Origin of the sequence: Sphingomonas crusticola (genome assembly GCF_003391115.1) — a bacterium.
Taxonomy (GTDB): Bacteria; Pseudomonadota; Alphaproteobacteria; order Sphingomonadales; family Sphingomonadaceae; genus Sphingomonas_I; species Sphingomonas_I crusticola.
Genome location: NZ_QTJP01000001.1, coordinates 1,946,622 through 1,964,741 on the forward strand (window position 1 = coordinate 1,946,622; position 18,120 = coordinate 1,964,741).

An 18,120-nucleotide genomic window follows, 5' to 3' on the forward strand; every position below is an offset into this window, starting at 1 on the left:
CGTGGTCGTTCGCTAAAGGCCGCGCGCATGACCGACATTGCTATCAAGCGCGCGCTGCTTTCCGTTTCCGACAAGACCGGGCTGGCCGAACTGGGGCAGGCGCTCGCCGCCAAGGGTGTGGAGCTGGTCTCGACCGGCGGGACGGCGAAGGCGTTGCGCGACGCGGGGCTGACCGTGCTCGACGTGTCCGAACTGACCGGCTTTCCGGAGATGATGGACGGGCGGGTCAAGACCCTCCACCCCAAGGTCCATGGCGGGTTGCTCGCGGTGCGCGACGACCCTGCTCATGCAGCCTCCATGGCCGAGCATGCGATCGGTGCGATCGACCTGGTGGTGGTCAATCTCTATCCGTTTGCACAGACGGTCGCGAAGGGGGCTGCGCGCGACGAGATCATCGAGAATATCGATATCGGTGGCCCGTCGATGGTGCGTTCAGCCGCCAAGAATCATGCATTCGTCGCAATCGTCACGGACCCGGCCGATTATGCCGCGGTCGCTGCCGGCACCACCAACCTCGATCAGCGCAGGATGTTCGCCGCCAAGGCGTTCGCGGCGACCGCCGCCTATGACGCGATGATCTCATCCTGGTTCGCGTTCGCCGACCAGGGTCAGGCCTTTCCCGAGACGATGTCGGTGCCGGTCCGTAAAGCGAGCGAATTGCGCTATGGCGAGAATCCGCACCAGCATGCGGCGCTGTACGTGCCACTCGGCCCTTCGGCGCGCGGTATCGCCCAGGCGGAACAGCTCCAGGGCAAGGAGCTCAGCTATAATAATTATAATGACGCCGATGCGGCGCTTGAACTGGTCAGCGAGTTTCGCGACGGGCCGCCGACCGTGGTGATCGTCAAGCATGCCAATCCATGCGGCGTCGCCACCGCGGACACGTTGATCGATGCCTATAAAGCGGCCTTGGCCTGCGACGGCGTATCGGCGTTCGGCGGGATCATCGCGGTCAACCGGCCGCTCGACGGTCCGACCGCCGAGGCGATCTCCGGCATCTTCACTGAGGTGGTGGCGGCGCCCGCTGCCGATGCGGCCGCGCGGGAAGTGTTTGCCCGGAAGAAGAATCTGCGCCTGCTGATCACGGGCGAATTGCCCGATCCCGGTCGTCCCGGCCTGCAGATCAAGTCGATCGCAGGCGGCTTATTGCTGCAGACGCGCGACAATGGCTCGGTTGGTGAAGACCAGCTCAAGGTCGTGACCAAGCGCGCACCGTCCGCGCAGGAGTTGGCGGACTGCCGCTTCGCCTGGACCGTCGCCAAGCATGTGAAGTCGAACGCGATCGTCTATGCGAAGGACCGGGCTACGGCAGGGATCGGCGCAGGCCAGATGAACCGGCTGGAAAGCGCCCGCATCGCCGCGTGGAAAGCCCGGGACGCCGCCGAAAAGGCGGGCTGGCCGGAACCCCGCACGATCGGCTCCGCCGTGGCATCCGACGCCTTCTTCCCGTTCGCGGACGGCCTGCTCGCGGCGGTCGAGGCGGGGGCGACGGCGGTTATCCAGCCCGGCGGGTCGATGCGGGACAATGAGGTCATCGCCGCCGCCGACGAGGCAGGTCTGGCGATGGTCTTCACCGGGATGCGCCACTTCCGGCACTAGACCGGAGGCGTCGCGCTAGATCCGCTGGCTTGCAAGGACCTCGGGGTTCGAACCCAGATTGTGGAGATAATGCTCCCGTTCGGCCGTGCCCATCCTGAGCCGGTTTAGCCGATTCCGCTGCGCATCGGTCAGCCGGAACTTCTGATAGCCGCGCTCGACCAGGCAGGAGTCGACGACCTGCTGGAGCTGCTCGACGATATCGACCCAGGCGGCATGATCGAACATGCCCTTGTAGAGGGTGGTACGGAACGGCACGCGGTCAGGGCGAACCGCATCCACCGCCATCATATTACCGGCCTCGCTATTGCGGTTCGCGTAGAAGTTCTGGCTGTCGAAGAAGGAATAGAAGGCCGCGAACTGGATCGCGCCGAGCGCCTCCGCCGTGGATGTCTTCATCCCTACTTTCACGCCGAACGCGCGGTTGGCACATTGCTGCGCGTCGGCATTGTAGGTGGCATAGGTTACGTTGGGTTTGCCCCAGCTGATGTTGCCAGGCTTGCCGACCGCCAGTGCGGGGCTGGCAAGAAGCGCGGCAGAAAGCGTGGTGATGGCAACGAACCGGCGAACCATGCGAACCTCCATTGCTGGCGTGCACGCAACGCAAAATACTCATGGTCAGAATGCGCATCATGCACCCGCAGTTCCCATCCTGGCAAGGATCGGGCGGGGGCCTCTTGGGAAACGCGCAATCCGCACCTTCTGCCCCAGGCGGGTTTGCACGGCCGGAACATTTCAGGCACACTTGCGCGCATTCTGTAGGGATTTCGATCATGGCGACGCAGATCGCGGGCGGGGGTAATTGGCGGGGCCAGATGCGGCGGATCGGCCAGCGCGGAGGCGCCATGCTGAGCGCGCTGGCCGTGCTGGCCTTTGCGCTGCTGCTGGCCTTTGCGCTGGTGAGCTACTCGCCGACCGACCCGGCGATGATGACCGCCGCCGGCGGCCCGGTGCGCAACGTGCTCGGCCCGGTCGGTGCCTGGGGTGCGGATCTGTTGCTGACCCTGTTCGGCTTGCCCACTGCGTTGCTGATCCCGCCGCTGGTGGTGGTGGCGCTGCGGCTGTGGCGGGGCGTCCATCCGGGCCAGTGGAAGCGCGCCCTGCCGATCACGATTCTCGCTATGCTGCTGTGCGATGTCGCACTCGCCCTGGTGCATATCGGCCTATCCGGCTCGCTGCCGGCAGGCGCGGGCGGCGCTATCGGCCTGGGCGCCGCGAGCCTGATCGACGGCGGCCTCGCCTTGCTGGAGCCGGCCTGGGCGATCGGCATTCGTATCGCCGCCGTGTTGCTGCTCGGCATTATCGGCGCGACCATGGCTTTGTGGTCGCTTGGCCTGGACGCCGAAGAGCGCGCGGCCCTGTTTCGGCGGCGCGAACGTGTCGCGCGTGACGAACGCGTGGCGGTGACCCGCCCGCTGCGTCAGGCGCCGGCCAAGGCGCGCGCGGCGACCATGCCCGAAGTCGAGGAGGCCGAACCGCCGCGGCCGACCATCAACACGCCCGTCCGCCAGACCCAGCCGAGCAATCGCGGCCAGCGTGAGCGCCAGGCCAAGCTGGCGCTCGGCGATACGTGGGTGCTGCCGACGCTCGATCTGCTCTCGCCACCGCCGCCACCCGTTACCGGCCAGCTCGACAAGGCCGCGCTCGAGCGCAATGCGCGCCTGCTCGAGACGGTGCTCGAGGATTTCCACGTGCGCGGCCACATCACCGAGGTTCGTCCCGGCCCGGTCGTGACGATGTACGAGTTGGAGCCGGCGGCCGGCATCAAGGCTAGCCGCGTGGTCGCGCTGGCTGACGATATTGCCCGCAACATGTCGGCGCTGTCGGCGCGCGTCGCGACCATCCCCGGGCGCACGGTGATCGGCATCGAACTGCCCAACCAGAAGCGCGAGAGCGTCGTCCTGTCGGAGCTGATCGCAACCCATCAGTTCGAAAACCAAGGACCGGGCAACCTCGCGCTGATCCTGGGCAAGAATATCGCGGGCGATCCGGTGATCGCCGATCTTTCGCCGATGCCGCATCTGCTCGTCGCCGGCACGACCGGGTCGGGCAAGTCGGTCGGTCTCAACGCGATGATCCTGTCCTTGCTGTACCGGCTGACGCCCGACCAGTGCCGCATGATCATGATCGATCCCAAGATGCTGGAATTGAGCGTCTATGACGACATCCCGCATCTGCTGTCACCGGTCGTGACCGAGCCCGCCAAGGCGATCCGCGCGCTCAAATGGACGGTCGAGCAGATGGAGGATCGCTATCGCATGATGGCGACGATCCAGGTCCGCAGCCTCGCCTCGTTCAACGAGAAGGTGAAGGCGGCCAAGGCCAAGGGCCAGGCGCTCGGCCGGCGGGTGCAGACCGGTTATGACGCCGACACCGGCCAGCCAATCTACGAGGAAGAAAAGCTCGAATTCGAGCCGCTGCCGATGATCGTGGTGGTGGTGGACGAGCTGGCCGACCTGATGATGACGGCCGGCAAGGAAGTCGAATTCCTCATCCAGCGGCTGGCGCAGAAGGCGCGCGCCGCCGGGATCCATCTGATCATGGCGACGCAACGCCCGTCGGTCGACGTCATCACGGGCGTGATCAAGGCCAATCTGCCGACCCGGATCAGCTTCCAGGTCGCGTCCAAGATCGACTCGCGCACGATCCTCAATGAGCAAGGCGCCGAGCAATTGCTGGGCAAGGGCGACATGCTCTACGTCGCCGGCGGCAAGCAGATCGTGCGCGTGCACGGACCGTTCGTGTCCGACGACGAAGTGCGCGGCGTTGCCGATCACTGGAAGGCGCAGCGTCCGCCGGAATATATCTCCGCGGTGACCGAAGAGCCGCTGGAAGGCGGCTACGAGATCGAGGGCGCGCCGTCGGGGCCGGACGATCCGGAGACCGCGACCTATCGCAAGGCGGTTCAATTGGTGGTCGAGAACCGCAAGGCCTCGACCTCCTGGCTCCAGCGCCAGTTGCGCGTCGGCTATAACAGCGCGGCGCGGCTGATCGAGCGAATGGAGAAGCAGGGCATCATCTCGACCCCCGACCATGTCGGGCGGCGCGAGGTGCTGATCGAGCCGAGCGACCTGGCGAGCTATCTCTAATTTCTATTGTACGCTCATGCTGAGTAGAGACCGAGTAGCCCCGAAGGGGCGTATCGAGGGCTCGTATCGAAGCACGCTTGCCGGCAAGGTCCTTCGATACGGGCTCTCGATACGCGGCTATGCCGCTACTAGATCCCTACTCAGGATGAGCGGGTCAGGGGTTCGAGGTCGCACGTTGCCCTGAACAACCGTCGCGCCTACCAGCCCGGCATGCTTCCGGCCCTTGCCCATATCGATGCCTGGATCTTCGATCTGGACAATACGCTCTATCCGGCATCGTCGGATCTGTTCGGGCTGATCGACAAAAGGATGACGGCCTATGTCGCGCGGCTGACCGGGTTGCCGCACGACGAGGCCTATCAGCTTCAGAAGAGCTATTTCCGCGAGCATGGCACCACGCTTTCCGGACTGATGGCGGAACATGGCGTCGATCCGCACGAATTCCTCGGCGACGTCCATGCGATCGAGATGGACGTGCTACGTGAGGATCGGCGGTTGGTGGATGCGATCGCGCGGCTGCCCGGACGCAAGCTGATCTTCACCAACGGCGATACGCCTTACGCGCAGCGCGTGCTGGCCCGGGTCGGGCTGTCGCAGACGTTCGAAGCGATCCACGATATCCATGCCATGGCCTATCAGCCCAAGCCCGATCCACGCGCCTATCGATCGATGGTCGATGCGTTCGGAATCGATCCGGCGCGCGCATTGTTCGCGGACGACCTGGCCCGCAATCTGGCGCCGGCCAAGGCGCTCGGGATCACGACCTTGTGGATCGATAACGGCTCGGAGCAGGTCGGAGACGACAAGGGCGACGGGATCGATTACCGGACCGCCGACCTCGGCCAATGGTTGCACGAAATATTGGGGGATACATGACGCTTGAAGCCACGATCGACGCCGGCTGGGAAGCGCGCGACACGCTGACGCCCGCGACCGCCGGCGAGATCCGCGAGGCGGTCGAAGCCGCACTGGCCGGGCTGGACGCGGGCACGCTGCGCGTCGCCGAAAAGGTGGGCCACGACTGGCAGGTCAATCAATGGCTCAAAAAGGCGGTGCTGCTGTCCTTCCGGCTCAACGACAATGCGCGCATCGTCGGCGGCGCGGCCGGCGGGCCGGCATTCGACAAGGTACCGACCAAGTTCGCGCATTGGGACGAGGAGCATTTCCGCGCGGCCGGCTTCCGTGCGGTGCCGGGCTGCGTCGTCCGCCATGGTGCGTTCATCGGCAAGGGTGCGGTGCTGATGCCGAGCTTCGTCAATATCGGCGCCTATGTCGGCGAAGGGACGATGGTCGACACGTGGGCGACGGTCGGCAGCTGCGCGCAGATCGGGCGAAACGTGCATATCTCGGGCGGCGTCGGCATCGGCGGTGTGCTCGAGCCGCTCCAGGCGGGGCCGGTCGTGATCGAGGATAATTGCTTCATCGGCGCGCGCTCCGAAGTGGCCGAGGGTGTCCATGTCGGCGAGGGTGCGGTCCTGTCGATGGGCGTCTATCTCGGCGCCTCGACCAAGATTGTCGACCGCGCCACCGGCGAAGTCTTCATGGGCCGCGTGCCGCCTTATGCGGTGGTGGTGCCGGGCACTTTGCCGGGCAAGGACGGCGGCCCCGGTCTCTATTGCGCGGTGATCGTCAAGCGGGTCGACGCGCAGACCCGCTCCAAGACCGGCATCAACGAGCTGCTGCGCGACTGAGGTCGCCGATCCCAAGCAGTGCCGGCGCGGTGTAGAGCGCCTGCGCCATCGCCTTGCGGAGCTCGGGATCGCAACCGAAATTATACGCGAGCTGCGCGACGCCGTTGGTATCGACCCAGCTGATGCGGATGTCGCCCTGGTCGGTCACATATTCCCGGCATTGCGGCGGCTCCACAAGCGCTTGCTTGCCCTCCGGTCGATAGGCGGCCAGCCGGTCGCGGAAGGCCGCGATCCGATCGGCGGTGACGCGCACGTCGCGATTGAGGATCTGGGGGAGCTGGTCCCGGCCACGCCCCAATGCCTGTCTCACCCGAACACTGCCGTCTGAAAAAACCACCAGCTTGAGCGACAGGCAGAAGCCCATGCAGAAGCCAGGGCCGAGTTCGTAATCGATCCTGTCGCCACCCAAATCCGATCCGACAATCGGCGGCGTTGCAACGCGGTCGATCATCTTGCGAATCTCGCCGACCACCAGACCGGACTCGTCGGCCATCACCTTGTGGCCGCTGCCTTTGGCAAAGATGAAGCGGCGCGCCGGATGCCCCGTCGTGAAGGCGACATGCGCGTCGTACCAGACCCTGGCACTGTCGGGATCAGCTTGCCCCTTCTCCGCCTTGATGTCGGTGATCGGCAGGCGTTCGGACACGGGCAGCGCGTTCACTGCCGCGGCGATTCTCGGCATCGCCTCGGCAAAGGGGATCGCGACCTTGGCAAGCGCGGGCGCCTGCCTGCGGATCTCGTCATATTGCGGCCGCATGCTTTTCAGATTCCGGTCGACCTCGGCCGGCGTCCAGACGCCGGGAACGACGGCGTCCAGCAGCACCATTGCGCGCAGGCGGCGGTCGTGGCGCGCGGCGGCAAGACCGATAGCCCCGCCATAGGAATGGCCGACGAAGATGATCGGCCCGGCAATGCCGCAGCGCGAGAGGATCGTCCGCAGGATATGGACATCATTGTCGAGGCTGTAGCGCTGGCGCGTGTCGATCACGCTGCGGCCCATGCCCGCCCGGTCATAGACGAAAGTCTGAACGCCGGCCGCGCGAATGCGGGGTTCGATCCCGGACCAGACGGTCGAATCATTCCCGAAGCCGGCCTCGAACACCACCGTGATCGTGCCGGCCCCGGCCTTGCTCGCCCATATACGGTTGCCGCCGACAGCGAGTATCGCCGGATTGCACGCCGTCGCTGTCGATGCCGGTGCGGCAAATGCCGGCGCTATGGCCACCAGCCCGGCGGATAGCATCGCCGCCTTCACCACTCTCCCGAGAAAGGCCGCCATCGCTTCCACCCCGCTTTGGACGCGACGTTAAGCGCGGCATGCGAGAAGCACAAATGTCGGTGCGAGCGACCTCGGCCCGGTTTAGGGTCGGGGGATCCGGTCGACCGGCAGCGTGCCGCGCAATGCCGAGATCGGGCCCATCCAGCCTCGATATTCCTTCTTGCTGGCAGCAATATGCCGGTTTCCACAGTGCCCGCCTTTGGGACTGCGCGACCAAGCCATGAAGCTCGATCGCCCGCCGCTGGGGCCACGTGAGCAATGGCGGTGAGGGTGCGTCGGAACGGCGTTCAACCGCCACTGGCGCGCGCCGCGCCGCCCCCATAGAAAGGCGCATCTTTCCTATCGAGGTTTCCGCATGAAAATGTCGTTAAAGGGCAATGTCGCGCTCGTTGCGCTCGTGCTTGCACTCTCCCCCGCGCTGGCCGCACAAGCCGCCCAGCCCAAGTTCGGTACCTGGGGCGTCGATTATCCCGGCATGGATAAAGCGGTGAAACCGGGCGACGATTTCTGGTCCTATGCCAATGGGACGTGGAACCGCACGACGCAGTTCGCGCCCGATCGGGCCAGCGCGGGCGTGGGCGTGGTGCTCGCCGACCAGGCCGAGATCGACGTGCGCGACATCGTCGACGGGCTGGCCAAGGACCCCAATGCCAGCGGCGTCGATCGCAAGGTCGGGGCCTTTTACGGCGCGTGGATGAATCAGGCGGCGATCGACGCGGCGGGCACGCGTCCGCTTCAGCCGTATCTCGCCAAGATCGATGCGGTGAAGACGCGCGACGATCTGGTCCGGCTGTTCGCGACGCCGGGTTATGCGGCGCCGATCGGCGTCGGCATCATTCCCGATTTCGCCGATCCGACGCACTATGTCGCCTTTGCGGGCCAGGCCGATCTCGGCCTGCCGGACCGCGATTATTATCTGCTGCCCGGCGCCAAATATGACGCGATCCGCGCCGCCTATCGCGCTTATGTCGTCAAGATCCAGCAGCTTGCGGGCTTTGCCGACGCGCAGGCGCGCGCCGACCGCATCATCGCGCTCGAGACGCGGCTCGCGACCGATCAGTGGCCCGTGGCCAAAAGGCGCGACATCCAGGCGATCTATCATCCGATGGATCGGGCCAAGCTCACCGCGCTGGCGCCGCAGTTCAACTGGCCGTTATTCCTCGACGTACAGGGCCTCGGCAACATACCGACGGTGATCGCCGCCGAGACCAGCGCGATTACCGCCGCCGGCCAGCGACTGGACGACGTGCCACTGTCGACGTGGAGAGAGTATCTCGCCTATCGTTTCGTGAGCGACAATGCCTCGGTACTGCCCAAGGCGTTCGACGATGCGCGCTTCGATTTCTACAGCCACACGCTGAATGACGTGCCGGTACAGCGCGAGCGCTGGAAGCGCGGCGTGCAGATGGTCAACGGCGCGATGGGAGAGGCGGTCGGCCAGGCCTATATCGCGCGCCATTATCCGCCGGAAAGCGAGCGCCAGATGGCGGAGCTGATCGAAAATCTGCGGAGCGCCTATGCCGACAAGATCGGCCACGCGACCTGGATGGACGACGCGACCCGCAAGGAAGCGCTCGCCAAATTGGCGGCGTTCGAGCCGCGCACCGGCCACCCGGTCAAATATATCGATTATTCCACTATCCAGATCAGCCCGAGCGATCCGCTCGCCAACGCGATCAACGCGCAGGATTTCCAATGGAAGCTGGAACTGTCGCGGCTCGGCAAGCCGGTCGATCGCTCGCTGTGGACGATGACCCCGCAGACGGTGAACGCTTATTACAACCCGCTGATGAACCAGATCACCTTCCCGGCCGCGATCCTGCAGCCGCCTTATTTCGATCCGGCCGCCGACCCGGCGGTGAATTACGGCGAGATCGGCGCGATCATCGGCCATGAAATGGGCCATGGCTTCGATGATCAGGGCCGCAAGTTCGACGCCAGCGGCCATTTGCGCGACTGGTGGAGCAAGGGCACGTCCGACAGCTATACCGCCCGCGCTCAGCGCCTCGTCGGCCAATATAATGGCTATGAGCCGATCCCCGGCACCAAGATCAACGGCCAGCTGACGCTCGGCGAGAATCTCGGCGATCTCGGCGGGCTCGAGGCTTCGTACCAGGCCTATCGCCATTATGTGGCGGAGCATGGCGAGCCCAAGGTGATCGACGGCTATAGCGGCGACCAGCGCTTCTTCCTCGCCTTCGCCCAGGCGTGGCGCAGCAAGCGCCGCGAGGGGGCGTTGCGCCAGCAATTGCTGACCGATCCGCACAGCCCGGCCGAATTCCGGGTCAACGGCATCGTGCGCAATGTCGACGCCTGGTATGCGGCGTTCAACGTCAAGCCGGGCGACAAATTGTATCTGCCGCCGGAAGAGCGCGTCCACGTCTGGTGATTGTTGTCCACCCTTAGCGTCACCCCGGACGTGTTCCGGGGTCCACCAGGCGGCGCGAGCCGCGTAAGAAGCTGAAGGGATGCGCGCGAGGCACAGTGGACCCCGGAACAAGTCCGGGGTGACGGAGGATGTGCCCGAATGCCGGCGGTTTTGAGCGCAAGCGGCGAGGTGACTTGCCGCTTGCCGTTCGTCATGGTGGGGTGATGCACAGGCAGATGAGCCGCGCCGATTGGGCGATCCTGCTGATCCTGTCGGTCTTGTGGGGCGGTTCGTTCTTCTTCATCGGCATTGCGATCCATTCGGTCGCGCCGCTGACGTTGGTGTTGTTGCGCGTCAGCCTTGCCGCGGGCCTGTTGTGGGCGTGGCGGGCGCTCCGCCGGGACCGGCTGGCGCTGCCGACCGGTGCGGTCCCGGCCCTGTTCCTGCTGGCGTTGCTCAACAATGCCCTGCCGTTCATCCTGTTCGCCTTCGCGCAGCGGACGATCCCGTCCGGGCTGGCCTCGATCCTCAACGCCACCACGCCGATCTGGGGCGTGATCGTCGCGCATCTCTTCACACAGGACGAGCGGATGACGCCCGCCAAGGTCGCCGGTGTCCTGCTCGGCTTCGGCGGGGTGGCCGTCATGATCGGTGCCGACCTGCTTGGGCAGATCGGCGATAATGTCCTGGCGCAGCTCGCCTGTCTGGCGGCGACCTTATCCTATGGGCTGGCCGGAATATGGGGGCGGCGCTTCCGGGTGATGGGGGTGCCGCCGGTGGCGGTCGCACGCGGATCGCTTACGGCGGCGGCCGTCCTCCTCCTGCCCTTGGTGCTGCTGTTCGAGCCGCCATGGCAGGCGACCGCGCCGGCGCCCGAAGCGTGGGCGGCGCTGGCGGGACTTGCCTTCTTCTCGACCGCCATCGCCTACATCCTCTATTTCAAGCTGCTGGCGTCGGCGGGCGCGACCAATTCGCTGCTCGTGACCTTCCTGATCCCGGTCACCGCAATCCTGCTCGGCACATTCCTGTTGGGCGAGAGCCTCGCGCCGCGCCACTTTGCGGGAATGGGGCTGATCGCAATGGGGCTGGCGGCGATCGACGGTCGCCTGTTAGGGCGGTGGCGATGATATGCCGGATCCTGTCCCTTATGCTCGTCCTGCTTGGCTGGCCGGCGGCGGCGGCGCTGCCCGTCACGCAGGCGCAGGTCGTGCGGACCTATCCGCATGACACGAGCGCTTTTACCGAAGGCCTGCTGATCCGCGACGGCTGGCTGTACGAGAGCACCGGCTATGAGGGGCAGAGCTTCATCCGCAAGAAGGAGCTGGCGACCGGGCGAATCGTCCAGAGCATCACCATCCCGCGCCCTTTGTTCGGCGAGGGCATCGTCGATTGGGGCAACCGGCTGTACAGCTTCGTCTGGCACGGCGGCAAAGGCTTCATCTGGACCTTGCCGGGTCTGAAGGCGGCGGGCAATTGGACCTATAGCGGCGAAGGCTGGGCAATGACCCAGGACGGGCGCCAGATCATCATGTCCGACGGCACGCCGGTGCTGCGCTTCCTCGATCCCAAGACGATGAAGGTGACGCGGCGGCTGACGGTCACCGCCGAGGGACAGCCGGTCGCGTTGCTCAACGAGCTCGAATATGTCCGCGGCGAGATCCTCGCCAACGTGTGGCAGACGGCGTTGATCGCCCGGATCGATCCGAACAGCGGCAAGGTGAAGGGGTGGATCGACCTGGCGGCGTTGTGGACGCGGGTGCAGGTGGCCAATGACGACGCGGTGCCGAACGGCATCGCTTACGACAAGAAAAGCGGGCGGTTGTTCGTGACGGGCAAGAACTGGCCGACCTTGTTCGAGATCAAGCTGCCGGGCGGACGGTAGTAGCCTTCGCTAAAGCCGGCGCGAACTTTTGGCTCGCCTCGCGGCGAGTGATGTCCGCAAATATTGTCGTCATTGCGAGGAGCGTAGCGACGAAGCAATCCAGGCCGATGCGCGAGCGGCGGCCCGCATTTTATATCATCGGCTCGCAATGATGAATGCAATCGATCGAAGATCTCCGATCACCCAGCCTGCGCCAGCAAGGCCGCGGCCTCCTTGCTGGTCCAGTCCATGTCGCGCGAAACGCGCCACACTTCCCTGCCGTTGGCATCGTACAGGATCGTGGTCGGCAAAGATGCCGTCTTGAGCGGGATCATCAGCGCGTTGCCGGTGTCCATCCACGGCTTGAGCGTTTTCAGCGGGCGCTTCTGGAGGAAGGGCGTGACCACGCGCGGGCCCTCCAGATCCTCGTTGACGACGATCACCTGCAGCTTGGCGGCATCGCGTGCGGCGAGCGCGTCCAGCGTCGGCAGCTCCTTGATGCACGGCACGCACCAGGTCGCCCACAGATTTACCAGCAGCGGCTTGCCCTTGAGATCGGACAATTTGGCGGTTGCGCCCTGATCATTCTTGATCTCGGCTTCGGGGATGGGCTTGCCCTTCAGGGACATATCCGGCGCTGCCGGCGCAGGGGCGGCCGCAGGCGTCGGTGCCTCCTGTGCTTGCGGCGCGGGGGCGGCTTGCTTATGGCAGCCGCCGAGCGCGGCCAGCAGCGTGAGAGAAGCGAGGGCTAGACGCCGCATGTCGGACTCCAATGCCATGTGGGGCGGAAGGTTCGCCGATGGGCCTAGCGCGATCATGCGCGAAATCAACGCCTCGATCCCATTCGACAAGCGCCTGTGGCGGCAGGATATCGCCGCCAGCCGTGCCCATGTCGCGATGCTGGGTGCGCAAGGCATCGTCGATGCGGCCGATGTTGCCGCGATCGACCAGGGGCTGGCGCAGATCGCCGACGAATATGAGCGCGACGGTCCGCCGGAGAATCTGACGCTCGAGGACATTCACATGACGGTCGAAAGCCGGCTGGCCGAACTGGTCGGCCCGGCGGCGGGACGGCTGCACACGGGGCGCTCGCGCAACGACCAGGTCGCGACCGACTTCAAACTGTGGGTACGCGACGCGATCGATGCGGTGCTCGCCGGGCTGGACGAATTCGAGGCGGTTTTGCTGGCGCGCGCGGAGGAGCATGCCGCGACGATCATGCCCGGCTTCACCCATCTTCAGGTCGCGCAGCCGGTGACGCTCGGCCACCATCTGATGGCGTGGCACGCGATGATCGGGCGCGATCGCTCGCGCTTCGCCGATGCGCGCGCGCGGCTCAACCGCTCGCCGCTCGGCAGCGCGGCGCTGGCCGGGACCGGCTTCGCGATCGACCGCCATGCGACCGCGGCTGCGCTCGGCTTCGACGGGCCGACGGACAATTCGCTTGATTCGGTATCCGACCGCGATTTCGCGCTCGATTATCTGATGGCGGCGACACAATGCTCGCTCCACCTCTCGCGCATGGCGGAGGAGTTCGTGATCTGGGCGAGCCAGCCGTTCGGCTTCATCGCATTGCCCGACGCTTATTCGACCGGCTCGTCGATCATGCCGCAGAAGCGCAACCCCGACGCGGCCGAGCTGGTGCGCGGCCATGCGGGCCGCATCGCCGGCTGCATGGTCGCGCTGACGATGACGATGAAGGGGCTGCCACTCGCTTATTCGAAGGACATGCAGGACGATAAGCCGCCGGTGTTCGAGGCGCACGATCTGCTCGCGCTGTCGATCGCGGCGATGACCGGCATGGCCGAGACGACGCGGTTCGTGCCGGAGCGGATGCGGACCGCGGCCGAAGCCGGCTTCTCGACCGCGACCGATTTCGCCGACTGGCTGGTGCGCGAGGGCAATATCCCGTTCCGCGAGGCGCATCACATCACCGGCCGGGCGGTGAAACTCGCCGAAAGCGAAGGCGTGGCGCTCGCTGCCCTGCCGCTGGAAGCGCTGCAGGCGATCGATCCGCGCATCGACGCGCGCGTGTTCGGCGTGCTGACGGTCGACGCCTCGGTCGCCAGCCGCACCTCGCATGGCGGCACGGCGCCTGAACAGGTGCGCAAGCGCATCGCCGAGGCTAGAAAGCCGGCATGAAGCGTTCGATCCCCCTCGTCGGCCTGCTGCTGCTCACGGCGTGCGGCAATGAGCAGACTTTGCATCCGCCCGCCGGCGGGGCGCTCCCGCCCAAGCCCGCGACGTCGCCCGTGGCGCCGACACCGACCGAATTGCTGAAGCGGCCGGCGGCGGTACGGCCGACCCGGAGCGACGAGCTGCTGACCAAGTCGCAGCCCCGCGCCGACGATCCGTTCGATCTGCCGCCCAAATAGATGGATCATTTCGAGCTCAAGGACGGCATGCTCCATGCCGAAGGCGTGCCGCTGGCGCGGATCTCGGCCGAGGCGGGGACGCCGATCTATGTCTATTCGGCGGCGACGATCGAGCGCCATGTGCGCGTGTTCCGCGAGGCGCTCGCGGGGATCGACGATCCGCTGATCGCGTTCGCGGTCAAGGCCAATCCCAACCGCGCCGTGCTGGCGACGCTCGCCGCGCTCGGGCTCGGCGCCGATGTGGTTTCGGGCGGCGAGCTCAAGCGCGCGCTCGCGGCGGGAATACCGGCCGCCAAGATCGTCTTTTCCGGGGTCGGCAAAACCGCCGAGGAGATGGCGCTGGGTCTCGATGAAGGGATCGGCCAGTTCAATCTGGAATCGGTGGCCGAGGCGGAGATGTTGTCGCAGGTGGCCACCGCGCGCGGTGTGACCGCCAGGGTCGCCTTCCGCGTCAATCCGGATGTCGACGCGGGCACGCACAGCAAGATCTCGACCGGCCGGGCCGACGACAAGTTCGGTGTGGCCTATGACCGTGCGCCGGATGCCTATGCGCGCGCGGCGGCCATGCCCGGCATCGCGGCGGTGGGCGTCGCGGTCCATATCGGCAGCCAGCTGACCGATCTCGCGCCCAGCCGTGCGGCGTTCGAGCGCGTCGGCGCGCTGATCGCCGCTTTGCGCGCGGCGGGGCACGCGATCGACAGCGCCGATTTGGGCGGCGGGCTGGGCGTGCCCTATAATCCGGCGGTCCCCGTGCCGCCGAGCCCGGCCGATTATGGCGCGATGGTGCGCGAGGTCACGGCGGGCTGGGACGTCCGCCTGATCTTCGAGCCCGGGCGGGTGATCGTCGGCAATGCCGGCGTGATGCTGACGCGGGTGATCCGGATCAAGGAGGGGAAGAATTACCCGTTCGTGGTGCTGGATGCCGGCATGAACGACCTGCTGCGCCCGAGCCTGTACGACGCCTGGCATAATATCCGCGCGGTCGAGCCGAACGGCGCAAAGTTCGTCGCCAATGTCGTCGGCCCGATCTGCGAAACCGGCGACACGTTCGCGCGCGCCCGGGAAATGGATCAAGTTGCCGCCGGAGACCTGGTCGCCTTCATGACCGCGGGCGCTTATGGTGCCACCATGGCCAACACCTATAATTCGCGGGGACTCGTGCCCGAAGCGATGGTCTCGGGAGAGGAATGGGCAATTGTCCGCGATCGCCAGCCGATCGAAGCCCTGATCGCGGCCGATCGCCTTCCACCCTGGCTCTGAGGACAGCATGACCATCAAGCGTGTGCGCAAAGCGGTGTTTCCGGTGGCGGGCTTCGGCACGCGCTTTCTTCCCGCGACCAAGGCGGTGCCCAAGGAATTGCTGCCCGTGGTCGACCGGCCGCTGATCCAATATGCGATCGACGAGGCGCGTGCCGCCGGGATCGAGCAGATGATCTTCGTCACCGGCCGCGGCAAACATGCGATCGAGGATTATTTCGACAGCGCGTTCGAGATCGAACACGACCTCAACGCCAAGGCGAAACATGCCATTTTGGAGGCGATGGGCCCGACCCGGCTCGAGCCCGGCCAGGCCGCCTTCGTGCGCCAGCAGCAGATGGCCGGCCTCGGCCATGCGGTGTGGTGCGCCCGCCAGCTGATCGGCGACGAGCCGTTCGCGGTGCTGCTGCCCGACGAATTGCTGTGGAATCCGCAGCGGCCTTGTCTGTCGCAGATGTGCAACACCTACGAAGCCAAAGGCGGCAACGTCATCGCTGTGGTCGAGGTGCCGCAAGCGCATACTGACCGGTACGGCATCGTTTCGCCAGGCGAGAGCGAGGGCGCCGTCACCGAGGTCAGGGGCCTGGTGGAGAAGCCCAAGGCGGGAACCGCCCCGTCGCGGCTGGCGGCGGTCGGCCGCTATATCCTGCAGCCCGAGGTGCTCGACATATTGTCGGCCGGCAAGAAGGGCGCGGGGGGCGAGATCCAGCTGACCGATGCGATGGCGGAGTTGATCGGCAAGCAGCCTTTCCACGCCCAGACGTTTGACGGCGTCCGCCACGACTGCGGCGAGAAAGCCGGCTTCATCATCGCCAATATCGCGCTCGCACTGGAACGGCCGGACATTGCCGACACGATCCGCGCTTACGTGCGATCGATCTGAGGCGGCTACGCACAGCCTGCCGATCTTCGTGAGGCTGCAGGGGCGCCCGGTCATCCTGGTCGGCGCCAGGCCGATGGCCGATGCCAAAGCGCGGCTGCTGGAGCGGGCCGGGGCGATCCTGGTCGGCGAAGAGGCGCAGGCGTCGCTGGCGGTCGTCGCCGCGGACGATGAAGCGGCGGTGGCGCGGCTCAAGGCGCGCGGTATCCTCGTCAATGCGGTCGACCGGCCCGATCTGTGCGACTTCACCTTGCCCGCCATCATCGATCGCGATCCGGTGCTGATCGCGATCGGCACGGGGGGCGCATCCGCCGGCCTGGCGGCGGCGTTGCGCCAGCGGCTGGAAACTTTGTTGCCGGCCGGATTGGGGCGGCTGGCGGAGGCGCTGTTCGGCGCGCGCGAGCGGTTGCGCCATCGCTTTCCCGCGATCGACGAACGGCGGCGCGCGATCGGGGCGCTGCTCGCCGCCGGCGGGCCGCTCGATCCGCTGGTGGAACATATGGATCCCGCCGCCGCGATCGCCTCGGCCGAACGCCGTGGGGATCGCTGCGAGCAGGTCGTTGTCGTTTCGGGCGATCCCGAAGCGCTGACCTTGCGTGCGGCGCGTCTGCTCGGGCTGGCCGATCATGTCTATCATGACCGGCAAGTGCCGAATGCGATCCTCGACCGGGCCCGCGCCGACGCCGAGCGCGTTGTCGGCGAACCGCCTGCGGCGCCGCCACCGGGGCTCACGCTCCACCTCATCTGGAAACCGCAATGAACCACTGGGCGCTCGAACTGCAATCCGACGGCAAGGGCCATGAGGTCGATGCGGCCGCGGCGTGCAGCCGCGCGGTGCCGGCTGCCTTCGTCTGGGTCCATCTCGACGGGCGGGAACAGGATACGCTGCAATGGCTGAAGGATCACGGCGGCATGCCGACCACCGTGATCTACGCGCTGACCGCGACCGAAACCCGTCCGCGCAGCGAGGCGATCGAGCAGGGCGCGCTGATCAACCTGCGTGGCCCGGCCGCGGGGGGCGGGGAAGGGGTGGACGACCGGCTGGTTTCGATCCGCGCCTGGGTCGAGCAGGGGCGTGCTATCTCGGTCAGCTTCCATCCGCTCGACGGGCTCGACGTGCTGCGCGAGCAGATGGTGGCCGGCGAGATCAAGGATCCCGGTGATCTCATCTCGCATCTCGCCATGATCATCACCAAGCGGGTCGACCCGGTCATCAGCGACCTCGGCGACCTCGTCGACGATTGCGAACTCGCCATCGCGCCGGAGCATGCCTACGAAACCCGCCGCAAGATCGCCGAGGCGCGCGCCGACGCGATCGTCTATCGCCGCTTCGTCGCGCCGCAGCGCGAGGCCCTGTCGCGGCTGGCGGAGCTCGACGCGCCATGGCTGGAGGATGACGACCGGCTACACCTGCGCGAAGCGGCGGACCGGTTCGCGCGCATGGCCGAAGAGCTGGATGCGGTGCGCGAGCGATCCGCGCTGATCCACGAGCAGTTGACCGACCTCCGCTCGGAACAGATTGAAAATCGTGCGTTGCTGCTGTCGATCGTCGCCTTGATCTTCCTGCCCTTGACGTTCCTGACCGGGCTGCTGGGGATGAATGTCGAGGGCATCCCGGCGGCACATGAGCCCTGGGCCTTCTGGGGCGTGGTGGGCTTCTGCGCAGCGATCGCCGGCGGCATCACCGCCTGGTTCGGTTACGCCCATTGGTTCAGGCGGTAGGG

General features: G+C 66.3%; 16 protein-coding genes. 13 read left to right on the forward strand and 3 right to left on the reverse strand.

Annotated features, from left to right (window positions below):
• Nucleotides 1-27 precede the first annotated feature (27 nt).
• The gene (gene purH, locus DX905_RS09210; RefSeq protein WP_116091085.1) at nucleotides 28-1,599 is read left to right on the forward strand and encodes a bifunctional phosphoribosylaminoimidazolecarboxamide formyltransferase/IMP cyclohydrolase; all 1,572 of its coding nucleotides are present in this window, start codon (nucleotides 28-30) and stop codon (nucleotides 1,597-1,599) included.
• A 15-nt stretch (nucleotides 1,600-1,614) separates the two neighbouring features.
• On the opposite strand, the gene DX905_RS09215 is transcribed toward purH, so the two are convergent.
• On the reverse strand, nucleotides 1,615-2,169 hold the full coding sequence (locus DX905_RS09215) for a hypothetical protein (protein WP_162875540.1): 555 nt from the start codon (nucleotides 2,167-2,169) through the stop codon (nucleotides 1,615-1,617).
• Between the two features lie 200 nt (nucleotides 2,170-2,369).
• Between DX905_RS09215 and DX905_RS09220 the strand changes: the two genes are divergently transcribed.
• From DX905_RS09220 to dapD, 3 genes are all read left to right on the forward strand, one after another.
• The gene (locus DX905_RS09220) at nucleotides 2,370-4,685 is read left to right on the forward strand and encodes a DNA translocase FtsK (RefSeq protein WP_116091087.1); all 2,316 of its coding nucleotides are present in this window, start codon (nucleotides 2,370-2,372) and stop codon (nucleotides 4,683-4,685) included.
• A 210-nt stretch (nucleotides 4,686-4,895) separates the two neighbouring features.
• A complete protein-coding gene (locus tag DX905_RS09225) occupies nucleotides 4,896-5,561 on the forward strand; it encodes a pyrimidine 5'-nucleotidase (RefSeq protein ID WP_116091088.1) in 666 nt (221 codons plus the stop codon).
• Nucleotides 5,558-6,376, forward strand: coding sequence for a 2,3,4,5-tetrahydropyridine-2,6-dicarboxylate N-succinyltransferase (gene dapD, locus DX905_RS09230; RefSeq protein WP_116091089.1), 819 nt, complete (start codon nucleotides 5,558-5,560; stop codon nucleotides 6,374-6,376). Before DX905_RS09225 ends, dapD begins: the two co-directional genes overlap by 4 nt.
• Here the strand turns inward: dapD and DX905_RS09235 are convergent.
• On the reverse strand, nucleotides 6,354-7,655 hold the full coding sequence (locus DX905_RS09235; RefSeq protein WP_116091090.1) for an alpha/beta fold hydrolase: 1,302 nt from the start codon (nucleotides 7,653-7,655) through the stop codon (nucleotides 6,354-6,356). The genes dapD and DX905_RS09235 overlap by 23 nt on opposite strands.
• 355 nt (nucleotides 7,656-8,010) lie before the next feature.
• Here DX905_RS09235 and DX905_RS09240 point away from each other — a divergent pair, with 355 nt between their 5' ends.
• The 3 genes from DX905_RS09240 to DX905_RS09250 all read left to right on the forward strand — a co-directional run bounded on the left by DX905_RS09240 (nucleotide 8,011) and on the right by DX905_RS09250 (nucleotide 11,905).
• The gene (locus tag DX905_RS09240; RefSeq protein ID WP_116091091.1) at nucleotides 8,011-10,044 is read left to right on the forward strand and encodes a M13 family metallopeptidase; all 2,034 of its coding nucleotides are present in this window, start codon (nucleotides 8,011-8,013) and stop codon (nucleotides 10,042-10,044) included.
• A 215-nt stretch (nucleotides 10,045-10,259) separates the two neighbouring features.
• Nucleotides 10,260-11,150, forward strand: a complete 891-nt coding sequence (locus tag DX905_RS09245; protein WP_205412230.1) for a DMT family transporter — start codon at nucleotides 10,260-10,262, stop codon at nucleotides 11,148-11,150.
• Nucleotides 11,147-11,905, forward strand: coding sequence for a glutaminyl-peptide cyclotransferase (locus tag DX905_RS09250; protein ID WP_116092449.1), 759 nt, complete (start codon nucleotides 11,147-11,149; stop codon nucleotides 11,903-11,905). Before DX905_RS09245 ends, DX905_RS09250 begins: the two co-directional genes overlap by 4 nt.
• 179 nt (nucleotides 11,906-12,084) lie before the next feature.
• Here DX905_RS09250 and DX905_RS09255 read toward each other — a convergent pair whose 3' ends face one another.
• Nucleotides 12,085-12,645: a TlpA family protein disulfide reductase gene (locus tag DX905_RS09255; RefSeq protein WP_240320798.1), complete on the reverse strand. Its 561-nt coding sequence runs from the start codon at nucleotides 12,643-12,645 to the stop codon at nucleotides 12,085-12,087.
• 16 nt (nucleotides 12,646-12,661) lie between these two features.
• On the opposite strand from DX905_RS09255, the gene argH reads away from it, so the two are divergent.
• Genes argH through DX905_RS09285 form a run of 6 tightly spaced genes read left to right on the forward strand, consistent with a single transcriptional unit; the run spans nucleotide 12,662 to nucleotide 18,118 of the window.
• The gene (gene argH, locus DX905_RS09260; protein WP_116091094.1) at nucleotides 12,662-14,026 is read left to right on the forward strand and encodes an argininosuccinate lyase; all 1,365 of its coding nucleotides are present in this window, start codon (nucleotides 12,662-12,664) and stop codon (nucleotides 14,024-14,026) included.
• A complete protein-coding gene (locus tag DX905_RS09265) occupies nucleotides 14,023-14,259 on the forward strand; it encodes a flagellar basal body L-ring protein FlgH (protein WP_116091095.1) in 237 nt (78 codons plus the stop codon). Before argH ends, DX905_RS09265 begins: the two co-directional genes overlap by 4 nt.
• Nucleotides 14,260-15,519, forward strand: a complete 1,260-nt coding sequence (gene lysA, locus DX905_RS09270) for a diaminopimelate decarboxylase (protein ID WP_116091096.1) — start codon at nucleotides 14,260-14,262, stop codon at nucleotides 15,517-15,519. It abuts the gene before it with no gap.
• Between the two features lie 7 nt (nucleotides 15,520-15,526).
• Complete coding sequence (galU, locus tag DX905_RS09275) at nucleotides 15,527-16,399, forward strand: UTP--glucose-1-phosphate uridylyltransferase GalU (RefSeq protein WP_205412231.1); 873 nt, start codon at nucleotides 15,527-15,529, stop codon at nucleotides 16,397-16,399.
• Nucleotides 16,400-16,427: 28 nt separating this feature from the next.
• Nucleotides 16,428-17,156 (forward strand): precorrin-2 dehydrogenase/sirohydrochlorin ferrochelatase family protein, encoded by a 729-nt coding sequence (locus tag DX905_RS09280; protein ID WP_240320799.1) that lies wholly within the window; start codon nucleotides 16,428-16,430, stop codon nucleotides 17,154-17,156.
• Nucleotides 17,153-18,118: a zinc transporter ZntB gene (locus tag DX905_RS09285; RefSeq protein WP_116091097.1), complete on the forward strand. Its 966-nt coding sequence runs from the start codon at nucleotides 17,153-17,155 to the stop codon at nucleotides 18,116-18,118. The genes DX905_RS09280 and DX905_RS09285 overlap by 4 nt, the downstream gene beginning before the upstream one ends.
• The last annotated feature ends 2 nt before the right edge of the window (nucleotides 18,119-18,120 follow it).